This is a genomic window from Pectobacterium sp. S5 (genome assembly GCF_051707265.1).
In the GTDB taxonomy this organism is placed as follows: domain Bacteria; phylum Pseudomonadota; class Gammaproteobacteria; order Enterobacterales; family Enterobacteriaceae; genus Pectobacterium; species Pectobacterium polare.
Genome location: NZ_JAULSZ010000001.1, coordinates 1,648,465 through 1,667,972, shown reverse-complemented (window position 1 = coordinate 1,667,972; position 19,508 = coordinate 1,648,465). Strand labels below are relative to the sequence as shown.

Annotated in this window: 20 protein-coding genes; 11 read left to right on the top strand and 9 right to left on the bottom strand. The window is 52.9% G+C overall.

Annotated elements, in window-relative coordinates; all coding sequences use genetic code 11:
- Nucleotides 1–240 precede the first annotated feature (240 nt).
- Together ubiT and QWJ20_RS07465 are read left to right on the top strand one after the other, a co-directional pair.
- Nucleotides 241–765, top strand: coding sequence for a ubiquinone anaerobic biosynthesis accessory factor UbiT (ubiT, locus tag QWJ20_RS07470; protein ID WP_433992200.1), 525 nt, complete (start codon nucleotides 241–243; stop codon nucleotides 763–765).
- Complete coding sequence (locus tag QWJ20_RS07465) at nucleotides 759–1,301, top strand: GNAT family N-acetyltransferase (RefSeq protein WP_095701577.1); 543 nt, start codon at nucleotides 759–761, stop codon at nucleotides 1,299–1,301. The genes ubiT and QWJ20_RS07465 overlap by 7 nt, the downstream gene beginning before the upstream one ends.
- 24 nt (nucleotides 1,302–1,325) lie before the next feature.
- Here the strand turns inward: QWJ20_RS07465 and QWJ20_RS07460 are convergent, their stop codons facing one another.
- On the bottom strand, nucleotides 1,326–1,625 hold the full coding sequence (locus QWJ20_RS07460) for a GIY-YIG nuclease family protein (protein WP_095702018.1): 300 nt from the start codon (nucleotides 1,623–1,625) through the stop codon (nucleotides 1,326–1,328).
- Nucleotides 1,626–1,826: 201 nt separating this feature from the next.
- Here QWJ20_RS07460 and QWJ20_RS07455 point away from each other — a divergent pair, with 201 nt between their 5' ends.
- The 5 genes from QWJ20_RS07455 (at nucleotide 1,827) to deoD (ending at nucleotide 8,128) form a co-directional block, all read left to right on the top strand.
- Nucleotides 1,827–3,305, top strand: coding sequence for an amidohydrolase (locus tag QWJ20_RS07455; protein WP_433992199.1), 1,479 nt, complete (start codon nucleotides 1,827–1,829; stop codon nucleotides 3,303–3,305).
- Nucleotides 3,306–3,848: 543 nt separating this feature from the next.
- Entirely contained in the window at nucleotides 3,849–4,628 is a 780-nt protein-coding gene (gene deoC, locus QWJ20_RS07450; protein WP_433992198.1) for a deoxyribose-phosphate aldolase, read from the top strand.
- Nucleotides 4,629–4,721: 93 nt separating this feature from the next.
- Complete coding sequence (deoA, locus tag QWJ20_RS07445; RefSeq protein WP_039470747.1) at nucleotides 4,722–6,050, top strand: thymidine phosphorylase; 1,329 nt, start codon at nucleotides 4,722–4,724, stop codon at nucleotides 6,048–6,050.
- A gap of 89 nt (nucleotides 6,051–6,139) precedes the next feature.
- Complete coding sequence (deoB, locus tag QWJ20_RS07440) at nucleotides 6,140–7,363, top strand: phosphopentomutase (protein WP_039485939.1); 1,224 nt, start codon at nucleotides 6,140–6,142, stop codon at nucleotides 7,361–7,363.
- A 45-nt stretch (nucleotides 7,364–7,408) separates the two neighbouring features.
- Nucleotides 7,409–8,128 carry a purine-nucleoside phosphorylase gene (gene deoD, locus QWJ20_RS07435; protein WP_010279739.1) on the top strand — a complete coding sequence of 240 codons (720 nt, stop codon included), beginning with the start codon at nucleotides 7,409–7,411 and terminating at the stop codon, nucleotides 8,126–8,128.
- Between the two features lie 147 nt (nucleotides 8,129–8,275).
- Here the strand turns inward: deoD and QWJ20_RS07430 are convergent, their stop codons facing one another.
- Both QWJ20_RS07430 and QWJ20_RS07425 read right to left on the bottom strand, forming a co-directional pair.
- Nucleotides 8,276–8,584, bottom strand: a complete 309-nt coding sequence (locus tag QWJ20_RS07430) for a monooxygenase (protein ID WP_433992197.1) — start codon at nucleotides 8,582–8,584, stop codon at nucleotides 8,276–8,278.
- Nucleotides 8,585–8,645: 61 nt separating this feature from the next.
- Nucleotides 8,646–9,350, bottom strand: a complete 705-nt coding sequence (locus tag QWJ20_RS07425) for a DsbA family protein (protein WP_433992196.1) — start codon at nucleotides 9,348–9,350, stop codon at nucleotides 8,646–8,648.
- 92 nt (nucleotides 9,351–9,442) lie between these two features.
- Here QWJ20_RS07425 and QWJ20_RS07420 point away from each other — a divergent pair, with 92 nt between their 5' ends.
- A complete protein-coding gene (locus QWJ20_RS07420) occupies nucleotides 9,443–10,351 on the top strand; it encodes a LysR family transcriptional regulator (protein WP_433992195.1) in 909 nt (302 codons plus the stop codon).
- Between the two features lie 17 nt (nucleotides 10,352–10,368).
- On the opposite strand, the gene QWJ20_RS07415 is transcribed toward QWJ20_RS07420, so the two are convergent.
- The 5 genes from QWJ20_RS07415 to QWJ20_RS07395 all read right to left on the bottom strand — a co-directional run bounded on the left by QWJ20_RS07415 (nucleotide 10,369) and on the right by QWJ20_RS07395 (nucleotide 17,393).
- On the bottom strand, nucleotides 10,369–12,117 hold the full coding sequence (locus tag QWJ20_RS07415) for an ABC transporter ATP-binding protein/permease (RefSeq protein WP_433992194.1): 1,749 nt from the start codon (nucleotides 12,115–12,117) through the stop codon (nucleotides 10,369–10,371).
- A gap of 48 nt (nucleotides 12,118–12,165) precedes the next feature.
- Nucleotides 12,166–14,661, bottom strand: a complete 2,496-nt coding sequence (locus tag QWJ20_RS07410) for a TonB-dependent siderophore receptor (RefSeq protein ID WP_433992193.1) — start codon at nucleotides 14,659–14,661, stop codon at nucleotides 12,166–12,168.
- Nucleotides 14,662–14,811: 150 nt separating this feature from the next.
- On the bottom strand, nucleotides 14,812–15,774 hold the full coding sequence (locus QWJ20_RS07405) for a FecR domain-containing protein (protein WP_249715556.1): 963 nt from the start codon (nucleotides 15,772–15,774) through the stop codon (nucleotides 14,812–14,814).
- Nucleotides 15,771–16,313, bottom strand: coding sequence for a sigma-70 family RNA polymerase sigma factor (locus QWJ20_RS07400; RefSeq protein WP_249715555.1), 543 nt, complete (start codon nucleotides 16,311–16,313; stop codon nucleotides 15,771–15,773). Before QWJ20_RS07400 ends, QWJ20_RS07405 begins: the two co-directional genes overlap by 4 nt.
- Nucleotides 16,314–16,496: 183 nt before the next feature.
- Nucleotides 16,497–17,393, bottom strand: coding sequence for a LysR substrate-binding domain-containing protein (locus QWJ20_RS07395; protein ID WP_174877269.1), 897 nt, complete (start codon nucleotides 17,391–17,393; stop codon nucleotides 16,497–16,499).
- Between the two features lie 100 nt (nucleotides 17,394–17,493).
- On the opposite strand from QWJ20_RS07395, the gene QWJ20_RS07390 reads away from it, so the two are divergent.
- The 3 genes from QWJ20_RS07390 to QWJ20_RS07380 are packed head-to-tail and all read left to right on the top strand — an operon-like array spanning nucleotide 17,494 to nucleotide 18,687.
- Nucleotides 17,494–17,793, top strand: coding sequence for a carboxymuconolactone decarboxylase family protein (locus QWJ20_RS07390; RefSeq protein ID WP_174868577.1), 300 nt, complete (start codon nucleotides 17,494–17,496; stop codon nucleotides 17,791–17,793).
- A 4-nt stretch (nucleotides 17,794–17,797) separates the two neighbouring features.
- Nucleotides 17,798–18,187 (top strand): tautomerase family protein, encoded by a 390-nt coding sequence (locus QWJ20_RS07385; protein ID WP_174868578.1) that lies wholly within the window; start codon nucleotides 17,798–17,800, stop codon nucleotides 18,185–18,187.
- Nucleotides 18,184–18,687, top strand: a complete 504-nt coding sequence (locus QWJ20_RS07380) for a DUF4865 family protein (RefSeq protein ID WP_433992192.1) — start codon at nucleotides 18,184–18,186, stop codon at nucleotides 18,685–18,687. The genes QWJ20_RS07385 and QWJ20_RS07380 overlap by 4 nt, the downstream gene beginning before the upstream one ends.
- A gap of 183 nt (nucleotides 18,688–18,870) precedes the next feature.
- Here the strand turns inward: QWJ20_RS07380 and QWJ20_RS07375 are convergent, their stop codons facing one another.
- Nucleotides 18,871–19,350, bottom strand: a complete 480-nt coding sequence (locus QWJ20_RS07375) for a discoidin domain-containing protein (protein WP_010279759.1) — start codon at nucleotides 19,348–19,350, stop codon at nucleotides 18,871–18,873.
- Nucleotides 19,351–19,508: the final 158 nt, after the last annotated feature.

Below are 19,508 nucleotides of genomic sequence, written 5' to 3'. Positions count from 1 at the left end.
AAGCGATTTTTTATCAGTCGATGAATGTTGTTAACGATTGGGAATCTTAATTAACCAAATCGGTAAGGACTTTGATTTAAGGCAGTTTATGGTGCTAATCGTCGCGCAAGGACAAAATCTGTTGGGCATAATCGGATAACCGACTAAATTATTGACATAGACCTCTGCCGCGTGCGGTGGATGTGGCAAAATGTTTGCAGATTATCTGAACAGTCAGATTGCTTTAAGAGGAGTACGCCAGTGTTGGAAAAACTACGAGCGCAGATTGTGCGTCAGGGGCCGAGCTTATTAGGTAAGCCACTCAAGTTCACCCCCTTTGCGCTACAGCGTCAGGTTTTGGAACAGATGTTGGGCTGGCAGTTCCGTCAGGCGCTGGAAGAGGGCGATCTGGCATTTCTCGAAAGCCGCTGGCTGAAAATTGAGGTGCGTGATGTCGGCTTGCAGTGGTTTATGACCCTGCGCGATGGCCGTTTGATCGTGAGCGACGCTGAGACGCCGGATGTCAGCTTCAGTGCAGACGCGAACGATCTGATTTTGATCGCCGCGCGTAAAGAAGATCCCGATACGCTCTTTTTCCAGCGTCGTTTGCGCATTGAAGGTGATACCGAATTAGGTCTGTATGTGAAGAACCTGATGGACGCCATTGAACTGGAAGCGATGCCTGCGCCGCTGCGCATTGGCCTGCTGCAACTGGCGAACTTTGTTGAAGCCGGCTTACAGGAGGGCGTAGTGCAACCAACGAATCACGCGCCAGTATCATGCTAGTTCGGGTGGAAATTCCCGTTGATGCAGCAGGGATCGACAATTTATTGCGCCGTGCTTTTCCAACGGGCGCAGAAGCGGATCTGGTTCATCAACTGCGTGAAGATGGCTTATTGACGCTCGGCGTTGTGGCGACTGACGATGAAGGTGGCGTGGTGGGCTACGCGGCATTTAGTCCGGTGCTGATCGACGGTGAGGATCGCCAGTGGGTGGCGCTTGCACCGTTGGCGGTAGACGACAGCCTGCGTCGACAGGGCGTGGGGGAGCAACTGGTCTACGAAGGGCTGGATGCGCTGAATGAATTTAGCTATACCGCCGTCGTCGTGCTGGGTGAACCAACGTACTACTCTCGTTTTGGCTTTGTCCCGGCTACAGAACATCAGCTGCACTGCCGCTGGCCGGACAGTGAATCGGCTTTTCAGGTTTACCCGCTGGCGGATAATCATGTTGTCGGTGAAGGGCATCCTGAGGGCGAAAGCGGGTTTGAAAGCACGAGCGGGCTGGTGGAATACGCCGAACCGTTTAACCGCTTTCTCTAACGTGATTCGCTAGCCGATAGCGCATCAATACATCGTGTCTGAAATGCATAGTGTCTTGGGCTGGTCTTGTACCAGCCTTTCTTTTTGGTTTTTGCTCAACTGCTTAATGCGATATTCCAGTTTCAGTGCATCTGAGCGATCGCCCACCAGACAGTGAAACACCAGCGTTAACTCGCCTTTTCCCCGCAGCGCTTTTGCCCCTTTTCCCGTTTGATGCTGATTCAGGCGGCGGCTGACATCCGTTGTAATACCCGTGTACAACGCCCCAGCGACCGTGCGCAGTATGTACAGATACCAGTGAGAATCTTCGGCGTGTTCAGTCATGGTGTTGTCTGTGGATTATTGCCTGTGGATTATTTTTTGAAAAAGCTGCTCGGTACGGCTAAACATAAATAGCACCTCACACCAATCGTATTTCAAACAATTAGCATTTCAAAGCACTAGCATTTCAAATAACGGGCACTGCATCACATTAATGGCTGTTATTCAAAGACATGTATTTCTTTTACGGATAGGGAAAAACGTATGACACTGAAACGATATATACCGCCTGCGCTGGCTGTGGCGTTCTCTTCTTGCTTGCTCTCACTGGGCTATGCCGCTGAACTGGCAGAGAAAGATCGGGAAACGATTGTGAACGCTGTCGCGAATTACTCAGGCCAGATGACGACCGTTGCTCAGCAAATATGGGCAAAGCCTGAGCTGGGCTATTTGGAAACCAACACCTCCCAACTGTTACAGAATGAGCTGAAAGCCGCTGGATTCAGTGTTGAAGCGGGCGTCGCAGGCATCCCAACCGCGTTTGTGGCGACGGCGGGGAAATCCGGTGGGCCGGTTATTGGTATTTTGGCCGAGATGGACGCGCTGCCGGGCTTCTCTCAGGCCGCAACGCCGGAACGTTCGCCGGTTGCGGGTATTGAGGCCGGACATGCCTGCGGGCATCACCTGTTTGGTGCGGGATCGGTAGGCGCGGCAATTGCGCTGAAACAGTGGCTGGAGGCGACGGGTAAACCGGGCCAAATCCGGGTGTACGGCACGCCAGCGGAGGAAGGTGGTTCCGGTAAAGTCTATATGACGCGTGAGGGGTTGTTTAAGGATGTGGATGTGATGCTGCACTGGCATCCCGGCGATGAGAATTCTGCTTCGCAAGACTATTCGCTGGCGAACGTGAACGGTAAATTCCGTTTCTATGGTCGCTCCGCGCATGCTGCGATGGCACCAGAGAAAGGGCGCTCGGCGCTGGACGGCGTGGAAGCGCTGAATTTTATGGTGAACGCGATGCGAGAGCATGTACCGCAGGAAACGCGCATTCACTATGTGATTACCGATGGCGGTAAAGCGCCGAACGTAGTGCCGGATTTTGCCGAAGTGTATTACTACGTGCGTCACCCCGATCCGGCCGTGGTCGCCAGCGTGACCGATCGCATCCGTAAAGCGGCGGAAGGTGCCGCGCTGGGAACCGAAACGCGTTATGAATTTGAAATTCTCGGCGGCGTGTACAGCCTGTTGCCGAACGACGTGTTGGGAAAAGTGATGGATGACAGCCTTAGAAGCGTCGGGGCACCGCAGTGGGATAAGGCGGATACGGATTTTGCAACCGCGCTACAGAAAACGTTGGATCAATCCAAACTGCCGCCGCTTTCCAGTGCCGGTCAGATCGCGCCGTACCATTTTGGTGAAACGGGCTATGCGTCGACCGATGTGGGCGATGTCAGCTGGGTGGTACCGACGGTTGGGCTGGGAACGGCGACCTGGGTGCCGGGTGTACCTGCGCACAGCTGGCAGGCTGTGGCATCCGGCGGCATGGCGATTGGCTATAAAGGTATGGACATTGCAGCCAAAACGCTGGCCGTCACAGGGGCGAAGCTACTGAGCGATCCCGCATTAATTCAGCAGGCGAAAGCGGAATTTGATAAGAGCCGTGGCGAGAACTTCCACTATAAGCCGCTGCTGGGCGATCGAAAACCCGCGCTGGATTACCGTAAACCTTCCGCAGGGAAATAATTTTCCTGCTCTGCCTGCGGTTTCTCCCTGTGTTTAGGGAGAAGCCGCTATGCTTACTCTATGACATCAACCCGCAGCAGGCGGTTTCTATCCCGCGCGTGGCCCGTGGTTGACCCCTTCTTTTTCCCAGTATAAAGGGATCGTTTGGCCGACAGGGCTGTCAGCGCTATTCCCCGGTTTGGCCTTATTCAGGGAAGTATGTGTGATAAAAATCACATATAATCACTATCTATTGCATTTCTCTTACATCAAGTGTGAATGAATGCACAAAATGGTCCGGCATGGCGTGTTCAAATGTCTGATGAGTCGTCTTTTATTTAATGAATAAATAGGTTTCTTTCGATGTCGTTCTTTCGGTGTTGAAATAATCACAGAATGAAGGGTAGAGGAAGGCTGATTGCGGTGAGAAGGATCTCGGTGCCGCTACAGGTTGTTTCGCCTGGGCGCTATCTTCAAGGAACCAAGTCCGCTCGCCAAACGTGCTGGTTTTGCACCAGTTAATGTTCAGGGCCGGTTAGACCGGCTGACGAGTTGGAGTGTTGTATGACCAAGCTGACCACGGCCGCGCAACGTGCGCTGGCGCTGATGGATTTAACCACGCTGAATGAGGATGATACGGATGAAAAAGTGACGGCACTCTGCCGTCAGGCGAACAGCCCGGCCGGAAAAACGGCTGCTATCTGTATCTATCCACGTTTTATCCCTCTGGCAAAAAAGATCCTGCGTGAGCAGGGTACGCCGGATATCCGCATCGCGACGGTGACCAACTTCCCTCATGGCAATGATGATGTGGCAATTGCTGTTGCTGAAACCAAGGCGGCAGTCGCCTACGGCGCTGATGAAGTTGATGTCGTATTCCCTTACCGCGCGCTGATCGCAGGCAACGCACAAATCGGTTTTGAGCTGGTGCAGGCATGTAAAGCCGTGTGTCAGGATGCCCACGTACTGCTGAAGGTGATCATTGAGACGGGCGAGCTGAAACAGGAAGCGCTGATCCGTCAGGCGAGCGAGATCGCTATTGATGCGGGTACCGATTTCATTAAAACCTCGACCGGTAAAGTGCCGGTGAACGCGACGCCAGAAAGCGCGGCGATCATGCTGAAGGTGATCCGCGATAAAGGTGTAGGCGAACATGTCGGCTTTAAAGCGGCTGGCGGTGTGCGTAACGCGGAAGATGCCGCCATCTACCTGCAACTGGCGGACGATATCATGGGCGCGGAATGGGCGACGGCGCAGCATTTTCGCTTTGGTGCATCCAGTCTGCTGGCGAGCCTGTTGACCACGCTTGGCCACGCGACAGCGACCTCGCAGGGTTGCTACTAATTACGTGCACACAGCGTACGATTTTGTTCACAGCAAATGTGCTCGCAGCGATAGGCTGCTGAGCCACATCAGAATTCATCAGGAGTACAGACCTTGTTTCTGATTCAAGAAATTATTCGTAAGAAGCGTGACGGAAAAGCTCTGAGCGAAGAAGAGATCCGCTTCTTTATCAACGGTATTCGTGACAATACCGTCTCCGAAGGCCAGATAGCAGCGCTGGCGATGACTATTTATTTTCACGACATGTCGATGGACGAGCGCGTGGCGCTGACGCTGGCGATGCGTGACTCCGGCACGGTGCTGGACTGGAAGAGTCTGAACCTGAACGGCCCGCTGGTGGACAAACACTCTACCGGCGGTGTCGGCGATGTCACTTCGCTGATGCTGGGGCCGATGGTCGCTGCCTGTGGGGGCTATGTCCCGATGATCTCCGGGCGCGGCTTAGGGCACACTGGCGGCACGTTGGATAAGCTCGAAGCGATTCCGGGACTGGATATTTTCCCGAACGATGAAGATTTTCGCCGCATCATCCAGCAGGTTGGCGTCGCGATCATTGGACAGACCTCATCGCTGGCTCCGGCGGATAAACGCTTTTATGCCACGCGTGACATTACCGCCACGGTCGATTCAATCCCGCTGATCACCGCGTCAATTCTGGCAAAGAAACTGGCTGAAGGGCTGGATGCGCTGGTGATGGACGTCAAAGTGGGGTCGGGAGCGTTTATGCCGACCTATGAACTGTCCGAGCAGTTGGCGCAGGCGATTGTCGGCGTAGCGAACAACGCGGGATGCCGCACCAGCGCATTGCTGACTGACATGAATCAGGTGTTGGCTTCGAGTGCGGGTAATGCGCTAGAAGTGCGGGAAGCCGTGCGTTTCCTGACGGGGGAGAGCCGCAATCCGCGCCTGTATGATGTTACTATGGCGCTATGTGGCGAGATGCTGCTGGCGGGCGGACTGGCCAGCTCGGCGGACGATGCGCATTCACGTCTGCAAGCCGTGTTGGATAACGGCAAAGCTGCCGAAGTCTTTGGTCGCATGGTCGCCGCACAGCGTGGTCCGGGCGATTTTGTCGAACACTACGATCGTTACCTGCCGGTAGCGACATTAAGTAAACCGGTCTTCGCGACGCGTGAAGGCATCGTAACTGGGATGGATACTCGCGCGCTGGGCATGGCCGTCGTCTCGCTGGGCGGCGGACGCCGTCAGGCCACGGATACGATCGATTACAGCGTCGGTCTGGATAGCATGATCAGTCTGGGTGAGCGCGTTGATGCGCAGCGCCCGCTGGCAGTGATCCATGCCAATACGGAAGCGCAGTGGCAGCAGGCGGCGAATGAAGTCCGTGCTGCGATCCAACTGGGCGACACCGCGCCAGAAAAGACCCCGATGGTCTATCGTCGAGTGAGCGCAGAAGCGTGATCGCACAGGGCCGGTTAGTGGTCGTCTTGAATTGATTTTCCCCTGCCTCTCGGCAGGGCGTTAGCGCATAGCTGCGCAGGAGAAAAAGAATGAAACGTGCATATATTATGGTTCTCGACTCGTTTGGGATCGGCAGCAGTGCTGATGCAGAACGTTTTGGCGATGTCGGTTCGGATACGCTGGGTCATATCGCTCAGGCGTGTGCCGCGGGGACGGCGGATAAAGGCCGTAGTGGCAAGCTGCATTTGCCGAACCTGAGCCGTCTGGGGCTGGGTAAAGCTGCTGAGGCCTCAACGGGAACGTTCCCGCCAGGGCTGGATGAAAACGCAGATATCATCGGTGCTTACGCGCACGCCAGCGAAATCTCCTCGGGTAAAGATACGCCGTCTGGCCACTGGGAAATTGCCGGTGTGCCTGTCCTGTTCGACTGGGGCTATTTTAAAGATGAAGAAAACAGTTTCCCGCAGGAACTGCTGGATAAACTGGTGAAGCGCGCCAATCTGCCGGGCTATCTGGGCAACTGCCACTCTTCCGGTACGGTGATTCTGGATCAGCTGGCTGAAGAACACATGAAAACCGGCAAGCCGATTTTCTACACCTCTGCGGATTCCGTGTTCCAGATTGCCTGCCATGAAGAAACCTTCGGTCTGGATAAGCTGTACGAGCTGTGTGAAATTGCTCGCGAAGAGCTGACCGAAGGGGATTACAACATCGGGCGCGTGATTGCACGTCCGTTTATCGGCGACAAACCCGGCAACTTCGAACGTACCGGCAACCGTCACGATCTGGCCGTTGAACCGCCAGCACCAACCATCCTGAAAAAAATGGTGGATGAAAAAGGCGGCGAAGTGGTTTCCGTCGGTAAGATTGCAGATATCTACGCGCAGGTCGGTATCACGAAGAAAGTGAAAGCCACCGGCATCGATGCGCTGTTTGACGCCACGCTGAAAGAAATGGATAGCGCAGGCGACAACACCATCGTGTTTACCAACTTTGTTGATTTCGATTCCGCCTACGGCCACCGCCGCGATATTCCGGGCTACGCTGCCGCGCTGGAGCTGTTCGACCGCCGCCTGCCAGAAATGCTGTCCCGCGTGAAGGGTGACGACATCCTGATTCTGACGGCCGACCACGGCTGTGACCCAAGCTGGCACGGCACCGATCACACTCGTGAGAACGTCCCGGTGTTGATCTATGGGCCGAACGTGAAACCGGGGTCATACGGCCACCGTGAAACTTTCGCCGATATCGGGCAGACGGTCGCGGCCTACTTTGGCCTGTCGCCTATGGACTACGGCAAATCGATACTGTAAAACACACCGTTTTTTACGTGAACTTGATTAATAAGGAATAAACGCATGGCAACGCCACATATTAATGCAGAAATGGGTGATTTCGCGGACGTTGTACTGATGCCGGGCGACCCGCTGCGCGCTAAGTACATTGCAGAAACCTTTCTGGATGATGCCCGCGAAGTGAACAACGTGCGTGGCATGTTAGGGTTCACGGGGACTTACAAAGGCCGTAAAATTTCGGTAATGGGCCACGGTATGGGTATCCCATCCTGCTCAATCTATGCGAAAGAACTGATCACCGAATTCGGCGTGAAGAAGATCATCCGCGTAGGTTCCTGCGGTGCGGTACGTGAAGATGTTCAACTGCGTGACGTAGTGATCGGCATGGGCGCCTGTACGGATTCCAAAGTGAACCGTATGCGTTTCAAAGATCACGACTACGCGGCGATTGCCGATTTCGACATGGTGCGTAATGCCGTTGATGCTGCCAAAGCTCGCGATGTTTCTGTCCGCGTCGGTAACATCTTCTCCGCCGATCTGTTCTACACTCCAGATCCGCAGATGTTCGACGTGATGGAAAAATACGGCATTCTGGGTGTGGAAATGGAAGCAGCCGGTATCTACGGTGTCGCGGCAGAGTTCGGTGCGAAAGCGCTGGCCATCTGTACCGTTTCTGACCACATTCGTACCGGTGCGCAGACCACGTCAGAAGAGCGTCAAAACACCTTCAACGAAATGATCGAAATCGCGCTGGAATCCGTTCTGCTGGGCGATAACGAGTAATACCAATCTGTAGATTGGTTTGAATTGCACCCTAAACGTTGAAAATTCAACTGAGTAAGGTGCAATTCAGGTCTGCATTCTCTCTAATGAGCCGATCCCTATTCAAGATCATGGGATACGTCAGTCATTATCTCTAGGATAATCCTGTTATTCAGCATGCCCATGATTCAGGGCCGTTAAAGGCTCATTGACGTCAAAAATCTTGTAAATGACCTCTTCAACGCCGAATGATTGAATGCGGGGAATATGCATCTTGAGATAAGCATTCACCGCGTCTTCATCTTTAAAGAGATATATTCCACCGGCTTCCTGATTCTTTTCACTCTCCGTCCAAATCTTCCAGATAAAGCCCGGTTCGCGATTGATTGACTCGGCAAGGTCAACTAATTGGCGAGACATTTCACGACCAAATGGGCCCGTAAAGCGAAAGTGAAGCTGTAGTAATTTATTAGACATGTATTATTTCCGATAAAATAAAGCGGATGTTATAGATTGGCTGGTATTTATGAAATGTAAATTATGATAAGTTTTCAATTAATATAGCCGTTATTTCTCTTTCACTGACATAGCCAGAGGCGATTTTTTTAATGATGCTATCTTTTTCAATCAGGATTGTCGGGAAAGCATTAACACCAAAGTGACGCGCTCTATAAAACTCATTGATGGTTTCTGTTATCGCAAATTTTGACGTGAAGACTTTCTTGAAATCATCGAAATCAATGCCAGTGGTAAGGCAGATACTTTCATAAAATTCTATTTTCTTTGGGTCTTCCGATTGTGTATAGAATTTCCTTTGTGCTTCGCGGAAGAACGCAATTTTTGTGTCTTTTGCAATAAGCCCTGCGCTGACAACGGCACGACAGGCTGGCTCGGTGTCGTAATTAAAATATTCTGCATCCAGCAACGTATAGGAGAATGGCTGGCCTGTTTTCGAACTGATGTGCTCCCATTCCCGACGTAAGAAATTTTTGAAGGAGGCATTCCATTCATCTCCGCCACCAGCACGCAGTCCGCCGTTTGTCAGTGTGAATTGATATTGATTGTCGTTACAAAACGTCTCTATACGGCTGACGGATTGAGATATTCCCCAACACCAGGAACACATTGGGTCTCCGACATAATGGACGATCACAGCTTCTTTTTCTGTTTGCCGATCGGGGATAGGAGATAATTCTTTTTTTGTATCGATCAGGCATTGGCCTGTCTCATTATCACATAGCATAGTAGACTCCTTCTGAATGGTATGATTTTATTATTCCCGGCGTTTAGGTACAATCCGATAAAATTTAACTCACTGTTCAGGATTTTTTGACAATGGATAAATTGAGAGCAATGCAAGCTTTTATCTCTGTGGCTGAAACAGGAAGTTTCAGCGCAGCTGCCCTTAAGCTCAATCTTCCAAAAGCAAGAATTTCTCAAAGAATAAATGACCTTGAGAGTGAATTGGGTATTAGGCTCTTTGAAAGAACAACTCGAGCAGTGAAAATTACACATGCCGGACAAGAATACTTCGAAGAATGTGCTGCTTTGTTAAAGAATATTGACAGGGTTGAGCAGAACCTTAAGCTTGAACAGCATTCATTTTCAGGAAGAATAACGGTAGATGTTTTATCTCCTATTGCCCGATGGATTATTCAGCCTCATTTGCACGACTTTAATTCCAAATATCCAGAGATTCAGATCAGCCTGAGGTCCAATGATTCGATAGCAAAAATTCATCAGGAAAGTATCGATCTTGCTATCAGAGGTGGGAGTCTGGAAGATTCAAGTTTGATTGCGAGGCCGTTATGCCATATTCCTTTTCAGCTTTATGCTTCGCCTGAATTAGCGAGTTCATTATCACAAGCGCCGTGTCCATCAAGCCTTCAGGATGAAAAGTTAATATCCTGGATGGCAAATGATGAAAAAGAACTGATTTGGCATTTGCAAAAGGCGAAGGAACACGCTGTTGTCAGAAGTGGGAAGCACCAATTTATTAGCGATCAAGATCTGGCATTAGCCTATTGTGCGTCAGGGTACGGTGTATGCCCCGGAATGTATCTGGCTGCTGATGCCTATGTTAAGAAAGGGATGCTTGTCCCTGTTTTTAAAACGTGGAGCCTGACTGAGAAAAACGTCACAATCCTCTATCCGAGTAAAAAGCACCTGCCCAAAAGAGTTGAATGCTTCATTTCATGGTTAATGGAAATAGTGGAGCAATATGATTTTGATGCACGTCATTAGCGTCCCTGCTGTTTTCTTCACATCTTTCCATAAGCAACCTGCTGATTGTCCGCCGCTAGCGGCGCAACAGAAGGATCGTCTGCGTGGTTTTCTGTGTGCGCTTTCTTCTCTGGTTCGAGCGGTGTTAACCGTATCTGATGTCTGAAACTGGCCTGTACGGCAGGCTGGTGGCTGACGGCCAAAACAATGGTTTGTGGCAGCGTAATCCTGATGTGTTCTAGCAGTTGAAGCGCCGCTGCGTCATCGAGCTGGCTGGTGGCTTCATCCAGACAAAGTAGCGTCGGGCGGAGCAACAGCGCACGCGCGAGCGACAGGCGCTGCTGTTCGCCGCCCGATAGCTCCCGACTCCAGTTCGCCTTGTCGTCCAGACGAGGAGTCAGTGCGGTCAGCCCGGTTTGTTCCAGCACTGCAATCAGCTGTGCAGTATCCGCTAACTGTGCCTGCGGATAACACAGTACCTGACGCAGCGTGTCCTGCGGTAAATAGGCCTTTTGCGGCAGAAACAGCGCGCGGCCCGCTGGGAAATGCCAGCCTCCTTGTGAGACAGGCCACAGCCCCGCCAGCGCCCGTAGCAGCGTGGTTTTTCCCGTGCCGCTGGCTGCGTTAAGCGTCGCCCATTCGCCAGCCTGAAGCGTGAGCGTCAGCGGGGCGAAATACGGCGAACCATCGGGGCGCGGTACGGACAGCGCGTTGATATGCAGAGTATGACCTTCATGGCACGGGGCGTCTGGCACAGGCAGTTGCTGTAAGCGGTGCTGGAATTCCCACAGGCGTTCAATCGTGGAAGACCACTGAACCAGCTGGCGATAGGCATCGATAAACCAGCCAAACGCATCCAGCACATAGCCGAAGGCGGATCGCGCCTGCATAATCGCCCCGAGGCTAATCTGACGTGCGAGAAACAGTGGCAGCGTAGCGAAAACTGGGATAATCAGGCTGAAGCGGAAATAGCTGGTCGTAAAGCTCTCCAGCCGGAATTCCCGCGCCATTAAGCGCTGCCAGTTTTGCACGATGGGCTGGAAATACTGCCGCATCCGCTGCTGCTCGGCGTCGCTCCCTTGGTAAAACGCAATCTGCTCACTGTTATCCCGTACCCGCAACAACGTGGCGCGATAGTCGGCCTCCGTCCGCTGACGCTCAATATTTAGCTTGTGCAGGCGGTGCCCCAGCAGGTGCGTCACGATGCTGGCTACTGCGGCGTAAACCAGCGCAATCCACACCAGATAGCCGTGTATCGTGATGGTGTAGCCGCTCAGCGTGAAGGTATGGACGCCGGAAAGCTGCCAGAGAATCGCGATGAAAGAGAAAAAACGGGCGGTATTTTTCAGCAGCGAAAGCAGGAGTTCGAGGCTTTGTTCGATCAGCAGGCGAATATCTTCCGCGATGCGCTGATCGGGATTATCCAGCCCTGAGTTGAGCTGATAGTGGGCATGATTGCGCAGCCAATCCTGCTCATACTGCTGCGTCATGGTATCGCGCCAGCGGATAATCAGCTGTTTCTTGAGCCAGTTGCCGCAGATGATCACCAGCACGAACAGCAGCGTGTAGGCCAGATAGCGCACGGCCATATCGTAGACTGACGCATGCTGAAAATAGTCGGCCAGCGCGTCGTAAAAATCCCGACTCCAGTTATTGTACTGCACGCTGATCCACACGACGGAGAGCGTCAGGCTCATAATCAGCAACAGCAAAAACCACAGCAGCGTGGCGCGTGTAGTCAGCCAGAAAGGCGCGACCAGTGAATAAAAGCGTCTAAGCGTTTGCATAATGGATGGGGCGATGGCCTGCCAGCAGAAGCTGGCAGGCGTGTTCGCTTAGAAATTCCACTTCGCGGTCAGCATGAAATTACGCGGATCGCCGTAATAGTTGTTGCCGCTAAGATGGCGGTTGTTCAGGTTTAAGAAGTAGGTTTTATCCGTCAGATTATTACCCACCAGATTGAAGCTCAGGTTTTTGCTGTGTTGATAACGGATATTGGCGTTAAACAGGGTGTAGCCGCCCTGATGCAGGCCATAAGCCCGATTAGGGTAGGTTTGCGTCTCGGTCTGTGCCGTCATACCCGCGCCAATCGTCCATTGGTTCAACTCACCCGGCAGATTGTATGAGGTGTAGAGCTTGAACATATGCTTCGGCGTGCGCGGGCTGAACTGTGCGGCTCTTTCGCTTGCGCTGCCTTCAAGATATTTACTGTTAGTCAGGGTATAACCGGCCTGAATCTGCCAGCCTTCGGCCAGTTTGCCCGTGACATCGAACTCGACACCCTGGCTGCGTACTTCGCCTTGAGCTTGGGAGCAGCTTGTCCCGATCAGGCAAACCGAGCTATCCGCGACGGCTATCGCACGGTTTGCCTGAATAATGCGGAACAGCGCCAGAGAGGTATTCAGATCGCCATCAAAGAACTCGCCCTTCACGCCGGTTTCATAGTTGGTGCCGGTAATGGCTGGCAGCAGCTGACCGTTGCGATCTTTTTCGCTCTGCGGCTTGTAGATCTCGGCGTAGCTCAGATACCAGGTGTAGTTGTCGGCAAAGTCCCACAGCAGGCCACCGTAAGGCACAAATTCATTGCTGGCATGCAGGCTGCTGAGTGAGGACGTATTGCGGAAATGGTTAGTGAAATATTCGTCGTAGCTGTAGGCGCTGTAGCGGCCACCCAGAATCAGCTTCCAGTCGTCCGCCAGCTCGAATCTGGCCGTGGCGAACGCGCCGCGCTGATATAAATTAAAGCGGTCGTTGTAGTGATTGCTGTAGAGACTCGTATTTGACCAGTCTGGTTCTGCCAGCGAATTCGGCTGCCAGTTGAAGATATTCACGGTGTTGGTGTTGTTGATGCGGATGTGGTTGTTATCGAAGTTCTCCTTCTGATAATCACCGCCCACCACCAGTTCATGGTTTCGTCCCAGCAGCTCGAACGGGCCGTTCAGGCTCAGGTTGTAACCCCACTGTTCGGCCTTATTGTCGTAGCGCAGGTTATTGTTCAGCGACGAATTTCCCGTTGCCGGATTGACGCCGCTTGTGCCGTTCATGATGCCGATATAGCTGCTGTCTGCGCGGGAATGGATATAGTTCAGCGCGGTTTTCAGCGTCCAGTCGTTATCGAAGTGGTGCTCCAGTTCGACAAACGGGTTAATTTTTTCAAATTCGATACGGTTCCAGCTTGCGCCCAGATAGGTGGATCGCGGCAGGTTCAGGCTACTTTTATTGGTGGCGAACGGGATGCCATAAACATCAGGCACGCCTCGGGTCTTTTGCCAGTTGATGCCGCCAGTGACCGTGGTGGACGGCGTCAGATCGTAGGCCAGCGTACCGAACAGCACTTTTCTTTCGCTGTGCTCGTAATCTTTAAAGCTCTGTCTATCTTGATAAACCCCAACGAGACGGGCGCGCAGGCTGGCATCGTCGTTCAGCGGCCCGGAGACATCGAGCTCGCTGCGGTAATTATCCCAACTGCCCGCGCCAACGCTGCCGGATGCCTGAAAATTGTGGGTAGGCTGTTTGCGCACCAGATTAACGGTGCCGCCGGGTTCGCCATTGCCTTGTGACAGGCCAGACGCGCCGCGCAGGATCTCGACGCGGTCATAAATCGCCAGATCGGGTGATTCGCTGGAAGCTTGCACCGCGCCCATGTTGGAGACGCTGTTCTGGCTTGAGAAGTTAACGCCGTCTTCCTTGATATTATCCATCACGAAGGCGCGCGATTCGTATTTCACCTGATAGCTATTCTGATTGACCACGTTAATGCCAGTGGTTTGCTTCATCGCCTCATCCAGAGAGGTCATATTCTGATCGTCCATCCGCTGACGCGTGACGACGCTCACCGACTGCGGCGTTTCTCGCGGCGACAGATTCAGCTGCGTTGCGGTGTTCATGCTGCGCGTGGTGTAGGACTGGGTGCCTTCGGTCACGCCGTGGCGGTTGACGCCCGCCACGACCAGCATTTCATCCCCCTGCGGTATTCTCTGTAAGCGCCAGACGCCGTTAGGCTGCGGAATCACCTGAAGCCCGCTTCCGGCGAGCAGTGCCGAAAACCCGCTATCGACGCTGTAATTCCCTTGCAGGGACGGCCCGGTTTTTCCGGTCGCCAGCTGTGCATCGCCGACCAGATAAACGCCCGACTGGGCGGCAAACTGGTTTAGCTGCTGGTTAAGCGGCCCGGCAGAGATGGAATAGGTTTTGGTTGCCGCCGCGACTGTCGTTTCTGCCGCCGTTGCGGTGGAATGCGCGACCAGCGGTGCGCCGCACAGTAGTAGATGAACGGCCATTGCCAGTTTGGACGGTGTGCGCTGTGTAGAGAAAAATGGAATCAATGCCATGAAAATTCGCCTTCTGACCCAGAGTAAAAATTGGTGGTTTTACTGTGAATCGAACGACAGTGGAAAAAGGGGAACTCAAAAGAGAAAATTTTTTGGCTGTCTTCTCAAAAAACGGTATCCAAAAAACGGTATCTAAAAAAGACGGCGATATCAGCGCGGTTCGACGGTCACCCACCACGGAAAACGGCGATGGATGCGGACCGGGAAGGCCTGCGCCAGCATGTTCAGTGCCATGTCGGTATCGGCTAAGGGGAAGGTGCCCATCACGCGTAAATCCGCGATGGCAGGCTGGCACGCCAGATAGCCGTGGCGATAGCGGGACAGCTGCGCCACGACGTCCCCTAGCGGCATGTTGTCCGCCTGGAGCACGCCGTGTGACCAGTCGGCATCGTTCTGCTGGTTGTGCACGATGTCACCCTGACCGTCAGCGTTAAAACTCAGGTGATAGCCCGCGTTGACTCGACGTGCGGCGGTGGCGTTCTTGGCGCTGGCGTCGACCGCGTGTTGGTACACGGTCAGCGTGGTGGTGTCCGATTCCTGTGCGACGCTGAAGCGCGTGCCCAGCGCCTGCAAGCGCCCTTGCGCGGTGGTGACGAAGAAAGGGCGAGCATCGGCGGCGGTATCAATCAGAATATCCCCCGCCAGCAGGGCAATTTCCCGCCGCTGGTCGCTGTAGCGGATATCAATCGCGCTGGCGGTGTTCAGCCACAGTCGGGTGTTGTCCGGTAAGGTCAGTGGTTTGATTTCTCCTACCGCGCTGTGATGATCGGCCGTCATCGCCAGCAGCGAGCCTTTTAACGGCGTGTGGCGGTAAGTCAGCCAGGACAGCAGAGAACCAGTGCTGAGCAGCGCGGTGAGCTTGAGCGCACGGCGGCGTGTCATCGGCGCAGGCTGGTGCAGTAGCGTGTTCAGCGCGGGTTGCTGATTGTCGCCACGCAGTGGTTGGAAACGCTGGCTGACCGTTTGCACGTATTCCCAGGCCTGACGATGCTCTTCGCTTTCGTCCATCCAGCGCTGCCAGTGGTGGTAGCGCTCATCGTCAGGTTCCCGATCGCACAGTTGGGCGTACCATTGCGATGCCTGCTGCAAGGCAATGAAGCTGGGCTTGTTCATGAATGAACGGCCTGACCGTCCGCGTCTATCTCCGCTTCCAGCAGTACACAGTGCAGCATGGCCTGCGCCATGTACTTTTTCACCATGCGTTCGGAAACGCCCAGCGTTTCGGCAATCTCCCGATAGGGCAATCCCTGCACCTGCGCCATGATAAAGGCGGCACGCACCTTCTCCGGTAGTGCACGCAGCATGGCATCAACCTGATACAGCGTTTCGAGAATGATGTTGCTGTCTTCCGCCGACAGAGCAACTGGCTCCGGCTGTTCGGCTAATGAGGTGAGCCAGACGCGCTCAATTTCCCGTTTGCGCCAGAGATCGACGCACATGCCTTGCGCCATCACGCTCAGGTAAGCCCGCGCGCCTGCGTGGTTGTCGAACTGACGCGGCTTCAGCAAAAGCCGTAAAAATACATCCTGCGCCAGATCGGCCGCATCACACAGATTCCCCAGCCGTTTGCGCAATAGCCCCTGTAACCAGCCATGATGCTGACAATAGAGCTGATGCAGATCTGCTGAGGTATCAATATTGGCTGATGACATGTCTGGTGCCTGAAACGGAGCGATAGGAGGTCAAATTTCAGGCGCATATTAGTTGAGAATGATTTTTATTTCAATGCTAAGGAAAATGTGGGTACTGATGGGGAGAGGGAAAATATCCCACCTGCGTACGGTTATCAGAGGGGCGTTTAAGTAAAACCCGTGGGAGACTGGCCTTTAGGTTGATCATGGCGACTCAAGCTTCACATTTAACAGCGCCTTTTCCATCAACTGTCCCAGAACTGCCTGCACGTTGTGAACGGCTTGATTCTCAGTCCTTTGCTCCAGCCTAATGCCGATAGTCCCTGGTGAGGGTAAAACATTCCCCATTATGTGGAGATTGTTGGGCATCCCAATACGCGTACGCACGGTAATACCCAGCCCGGCCTGCACTGCTGCCCAGATACCGCTCAGGCTATGGCTGATAAACACCACTTTCCACGCAATACCAGCCCGGTCTAAGCTGGTTGTGGCACGTGAACGCATCAGGCAGGGGCTTTCAAGCATCACTAACGGCAAGGGTTCCCCCCGTGCTAGTAGTGTGTTGATGTCCAGCTCTGGATGCTGTATCCACTCCAACTGGCACTGGTCGAGCAGTCGGCCTTCACGCGTGGTGTTCTCCGGCTGCCACAGTAGTGCCATATCAAGTGCGTTGTTATCAAGTGCGGTGAGCAGCGCTTGGTTACGATCTACTCGCGCAATAATCCGCAGCCCCGGATGGTGGCGTTTGAACTCACCCAAAATACCAGGCATCAGCGACTCACCAAAATCTTCCTGCATGCCAATGCGGATTTCCCCCTGCAATAGCTCACCTTTCACTGCTCGCTGCGCCTCATCATTCAGTGCCAACAGACGACGGGCATAGCCTATCAATATCTCGCCTGTATGGGTCAACACCAGGTGACGGCCCTGCTTTACCACCAGTTTGGCACCGCACTGTTGCTCCAACTTTTTTAGTTGGGCGCTTATCGCCGAGGTTGAGCGGCAAAGTCGTGTCGCAGCCAGTGCAAAGCTGCCGCACTCCATACCTGTCACAAAACTGCGTAGCGCATCGAGGTCAAGCGTCAGAGAAAGTTTGTCCATTATCGTCCTGAAATTCGGGATGGTTATTTGAAAATAATTTGATTTTCGGGATGAAACTATCGCGCCAGAATTGATCTACTGTCAATACGGAGAAAATACCATGGCGAAATCGCTTGATCGTGAAACGCTGGCCAGCGTCGCACCGAAACTGGCCGAACTGAGCATAGACACACTGTTTAATGATATTTGGAAGCGTGAAACGCTTTCCCCGCGCGAGCGTAGCCTGATCACACTGGGGGCCCTGACGGCGCAAGGGCGCGTGCAGCAGCTTCCTTGGCATATCAACTTCGCACAGCAGAATGGGTTAACCCGCGAAGAGATCGTTGAGGCTTTCACTCATCTGGCATTCTACGCAGGCTGGCCAGCGGCAGTTTCCGCCCTTGGTTGTTTGGAGGAATAAGGAAATGCCTTTCACCCGTATAACCCTGCGTCAGGGTTATAGTGACGCACAGATAAGTCAGATCTCCGATGTTCTGCAACAAAGCCTGATAGATGAGTTTGCTGTCCCGCCTGCCGATCGCTTTCAAGTGTTTGAAACGCTGCCAGCCGGCCAGCGCATATTTGACAGACATTATAAAAGTGGCGGACGTAGCGACAATTTTATGCAGTTCCATATTTTTGCGGGAAAACCTAGAACACGTGAGCAAAAGCGAAACTTCTTCCGCATGCTAAGCGAGCGACTGCATAGCGTGCTGAATATTCATCCGGATGATGTGATGGTGATAATCCAGTTTAATACTGCCGATGAATGGAGTTTCAGCAACGGCCAGATGTTGTCGGAGGAAATATTATGATTGTGATGCAATATCGCTTTACCTTACCAGCCGACTACGACATGGCTATCGTCAAGACACGCATTGTGCAGAACGGCGCTAAACTTAATGGCTTCCCTGGCCTGTTGTTTAAGGCTTATCTCATTTCCCTACGTGATGACGCTTTTTACAATGAAAACTGCTATGCCCCGCTCTATGTATGGAAAAATGCTGAAGCGATGGCGCAGTTTTTACAGAGCCCCGGTTTTAAAAAGCTGACACTGGATTTTGGCTGGCCGCAGATCGATACTTGGCTGACGTTGCGTCTTCCAGCTATTGACGAAGTGAATAACGCTGCCTGGTTGTCGATGACAGCGCAGAACATTGCCGCGTATAGCGAGCTAGCATCATTGGCACTGGATGGGCAACTTTGCGCATGGGATGTCAGCCGTTGGCAAGTATTGCAGGTTAATTTTGGTGATGCTCCACAGGCCGAACGGGAGAATTTTCGTATTGAATATGTCGCGAATGAAGTACGGTAACTCATTGTTAGGTACATCATCTGGATAACGTCGTTGTAGATGCTTGTCACCTTGGTGGTATCTGTAGCACCCACTCCCTACTAAGCAAAAAAGCTGCTATCGCATAATGAAATAGCAGCTTTTATCAACATATTCTCTTAACTGACCAGCATGAGACCTAAGCTCCAGGTCACCCCGACAGTGTTACTTAATGGCCTGAGCCGGAACCTGTGCGGCGCTGTTAAAGCTGATCTCGTTGATGGCACTCCATTTGTTCACATCGGTGCCAAACGTATCCAGCTTGAAGAATTTCGCTTTCACGGCAGGGAAAGTGAATTTTTCACCGTCTTTGGCATTGTTGGAGGTCACCAAATTGTCGGCCAGTTTTTGCCAGGTTTTTCCATCGGTGGAGTAGGAAACGGAGAACTTCAGTTTGCGCTCGTCCGCTTTGAAAGGAACCAGAACAAAGTTCTCAACCGACTGTTCTTTATCCAGTTCTAACTGAACCCAACTCTCACCATTTGCTGCCCAGCGGGTTTTTACGTCGCCATCGGCAATGTTGGCGGGTTTGTGGCCCTTGTCTGAATCATAAGCGGAAGCTGTCACCGCCGTTACTTGTACCGCGTAAGCGGAAAGAGAGAATAAGCCGCACAGGAGCGTCGTAGCCAGAGTGTATTTTTTCATATTATTCCTCGTAGATAACGGATAAACCATGCATGCCTGCAAACCAGAAACATGAAATGGAATGTAATTGTGATAAAAAAGAAACGAGGTTTTATTTATGACGATCACGTTGCGGGGATTTTTCTGGCAGGAAAAAAAGCAGAGCGGGACGGGGCGCA

What these genes read in the sequence shown, in the direction of transcription:
- QWJ20_RS07395 (WP_174877269.1), bottom strand. Translation starts at nt 17,393, where the DNA reads ATGGACAAACTTTCTCTGACGCTTGACCTCGATGCGCTACGCAGTTTT.
- deoD (WP_010279739.1), top strand. Translation starts at nt 7,409, where the DNA reads ATGGCAACGCCACATATTAATGCAGAAATGGGTGATTTCGCGGACGTT.
- QWJ20_RS07410 (WP_433992193.1), bottom strand. Translation starts at nt 14,661, where the DNA reads ATGGCATTGATTCCATTTTTCTCTACACAGCGCACACCGTCCAAACTG.
- QWJ20_RS07400 (WP_249715555.1), bottom strand. Translation starts at nt 16,313, where the DNA reads ATGTCATCAGCCAATATTGATACCTCAGCAGATCTGCATCAGCTCTAT.
- QWJ20_RS07425 (WP_433992196.1), bottom strand. Translation starts at nt 9,350, where the DNA reads ATGCTATGTGATAATGAGACAGGCCAATGCCTGATCGATACAAAAAAA.
- QWJ20_RS07430 (WP_433992197.1), bottom strand. Translation starts at nt 8,584, where the DNA reads ATGTCTAATAAATTACTACAGCTTCACTTTCGCTTTACGGGCCCATTT.
- deoB (WP_039485939.1), top strand. Translation starts at nt 6,140, where the DNA reads ATGAAACGTGCATATATTATGGTTCTCGACTCGTTTGGGATCGGCAGC.
- QWJ20_RS07405 (WP_249715556.1), bottom strand. Translation starts at nt 15,774, where the DNA reads ATGAACAAGCCCAGCTTCATTGCCTTGCAGCAGGCATCGCAATGGTAC.
- QWJ20_RS07420 (WP_433992195.1), top strand. Translation starts at nt 9,443, where the DNA reads ATGGATAAATTGAGAGCAATGCAAGCTTTTATCTCTGTGGCTGAAACA.
- deoC (WP_433992198.1), top strand. Translation starts at nt 3,849, where the DNA reads ATGACCAAGCTGACCACGGCCGCGCAACGTGCGCTGGCGCTGATGGAT.
- QWJ20_RS07465 (WP_095701577.1), top strand. Translation starts at nt 759, where the DNA reads ATGCTAGTTCGGGTGGAAATTCCCGTTGATGCAGCAGGGATCGACAAT.
- QWJ20_RS07390 (WP_174868577.1), top strand. Translation starts at nt 17,494, where the DNA reads ATGGCGAAATCGCTTGATCGTGAAACGCTGGCCAGCGTCGCACCGAAA.
- QWJ20_RS07385 (WP_174868578.1), top strand. Translation starts at nt 17,798, where the DNA reads ATGCCTTTCACCCGTATAACCCTGCGTCAGGGTTATAGTGACGCACAG.
- QWJ20_RS07460 (WP_095702018.1), bottom strand. Translation starts at nt 1,625, where the DNA reads ATGACTGAACACGCCGAAGATTCTCACTGGTATCTGTACATACTGCGC.
- QWJ20_RS07455 (WP_433992199.1), top strand. Translation starts at nt 1,827, where the DNA reads ATGACACTGAAACGATATATACCGCCTGCGCTGGCTGTGGCGTTCTCT.
- QWJ20_RS07415 (WP_433992194.1), bottom strand. Translation starts at nt 12,117, where the DNA reads ATGCAAACGCTTAGACGCTTTTATTCACTGGTCGCGCCTTTCTGGCTG.
- QWJ20_RS07375 (WP_010279759.1), bottom strand. Translation starts at nt 19,350, where the DNA reads ATGAAAAAATACACTCTGGCTACGACGCTCCTGTGCGGCTTATTCTCT.
- QWJ20_RS07380 (WP_433992192.1), top strand. Translation starts at nt 18,184, where the DNA reads ATGATTGTGATGCAATATCGCTTTACCTTACCAGCCGACTACGACATG.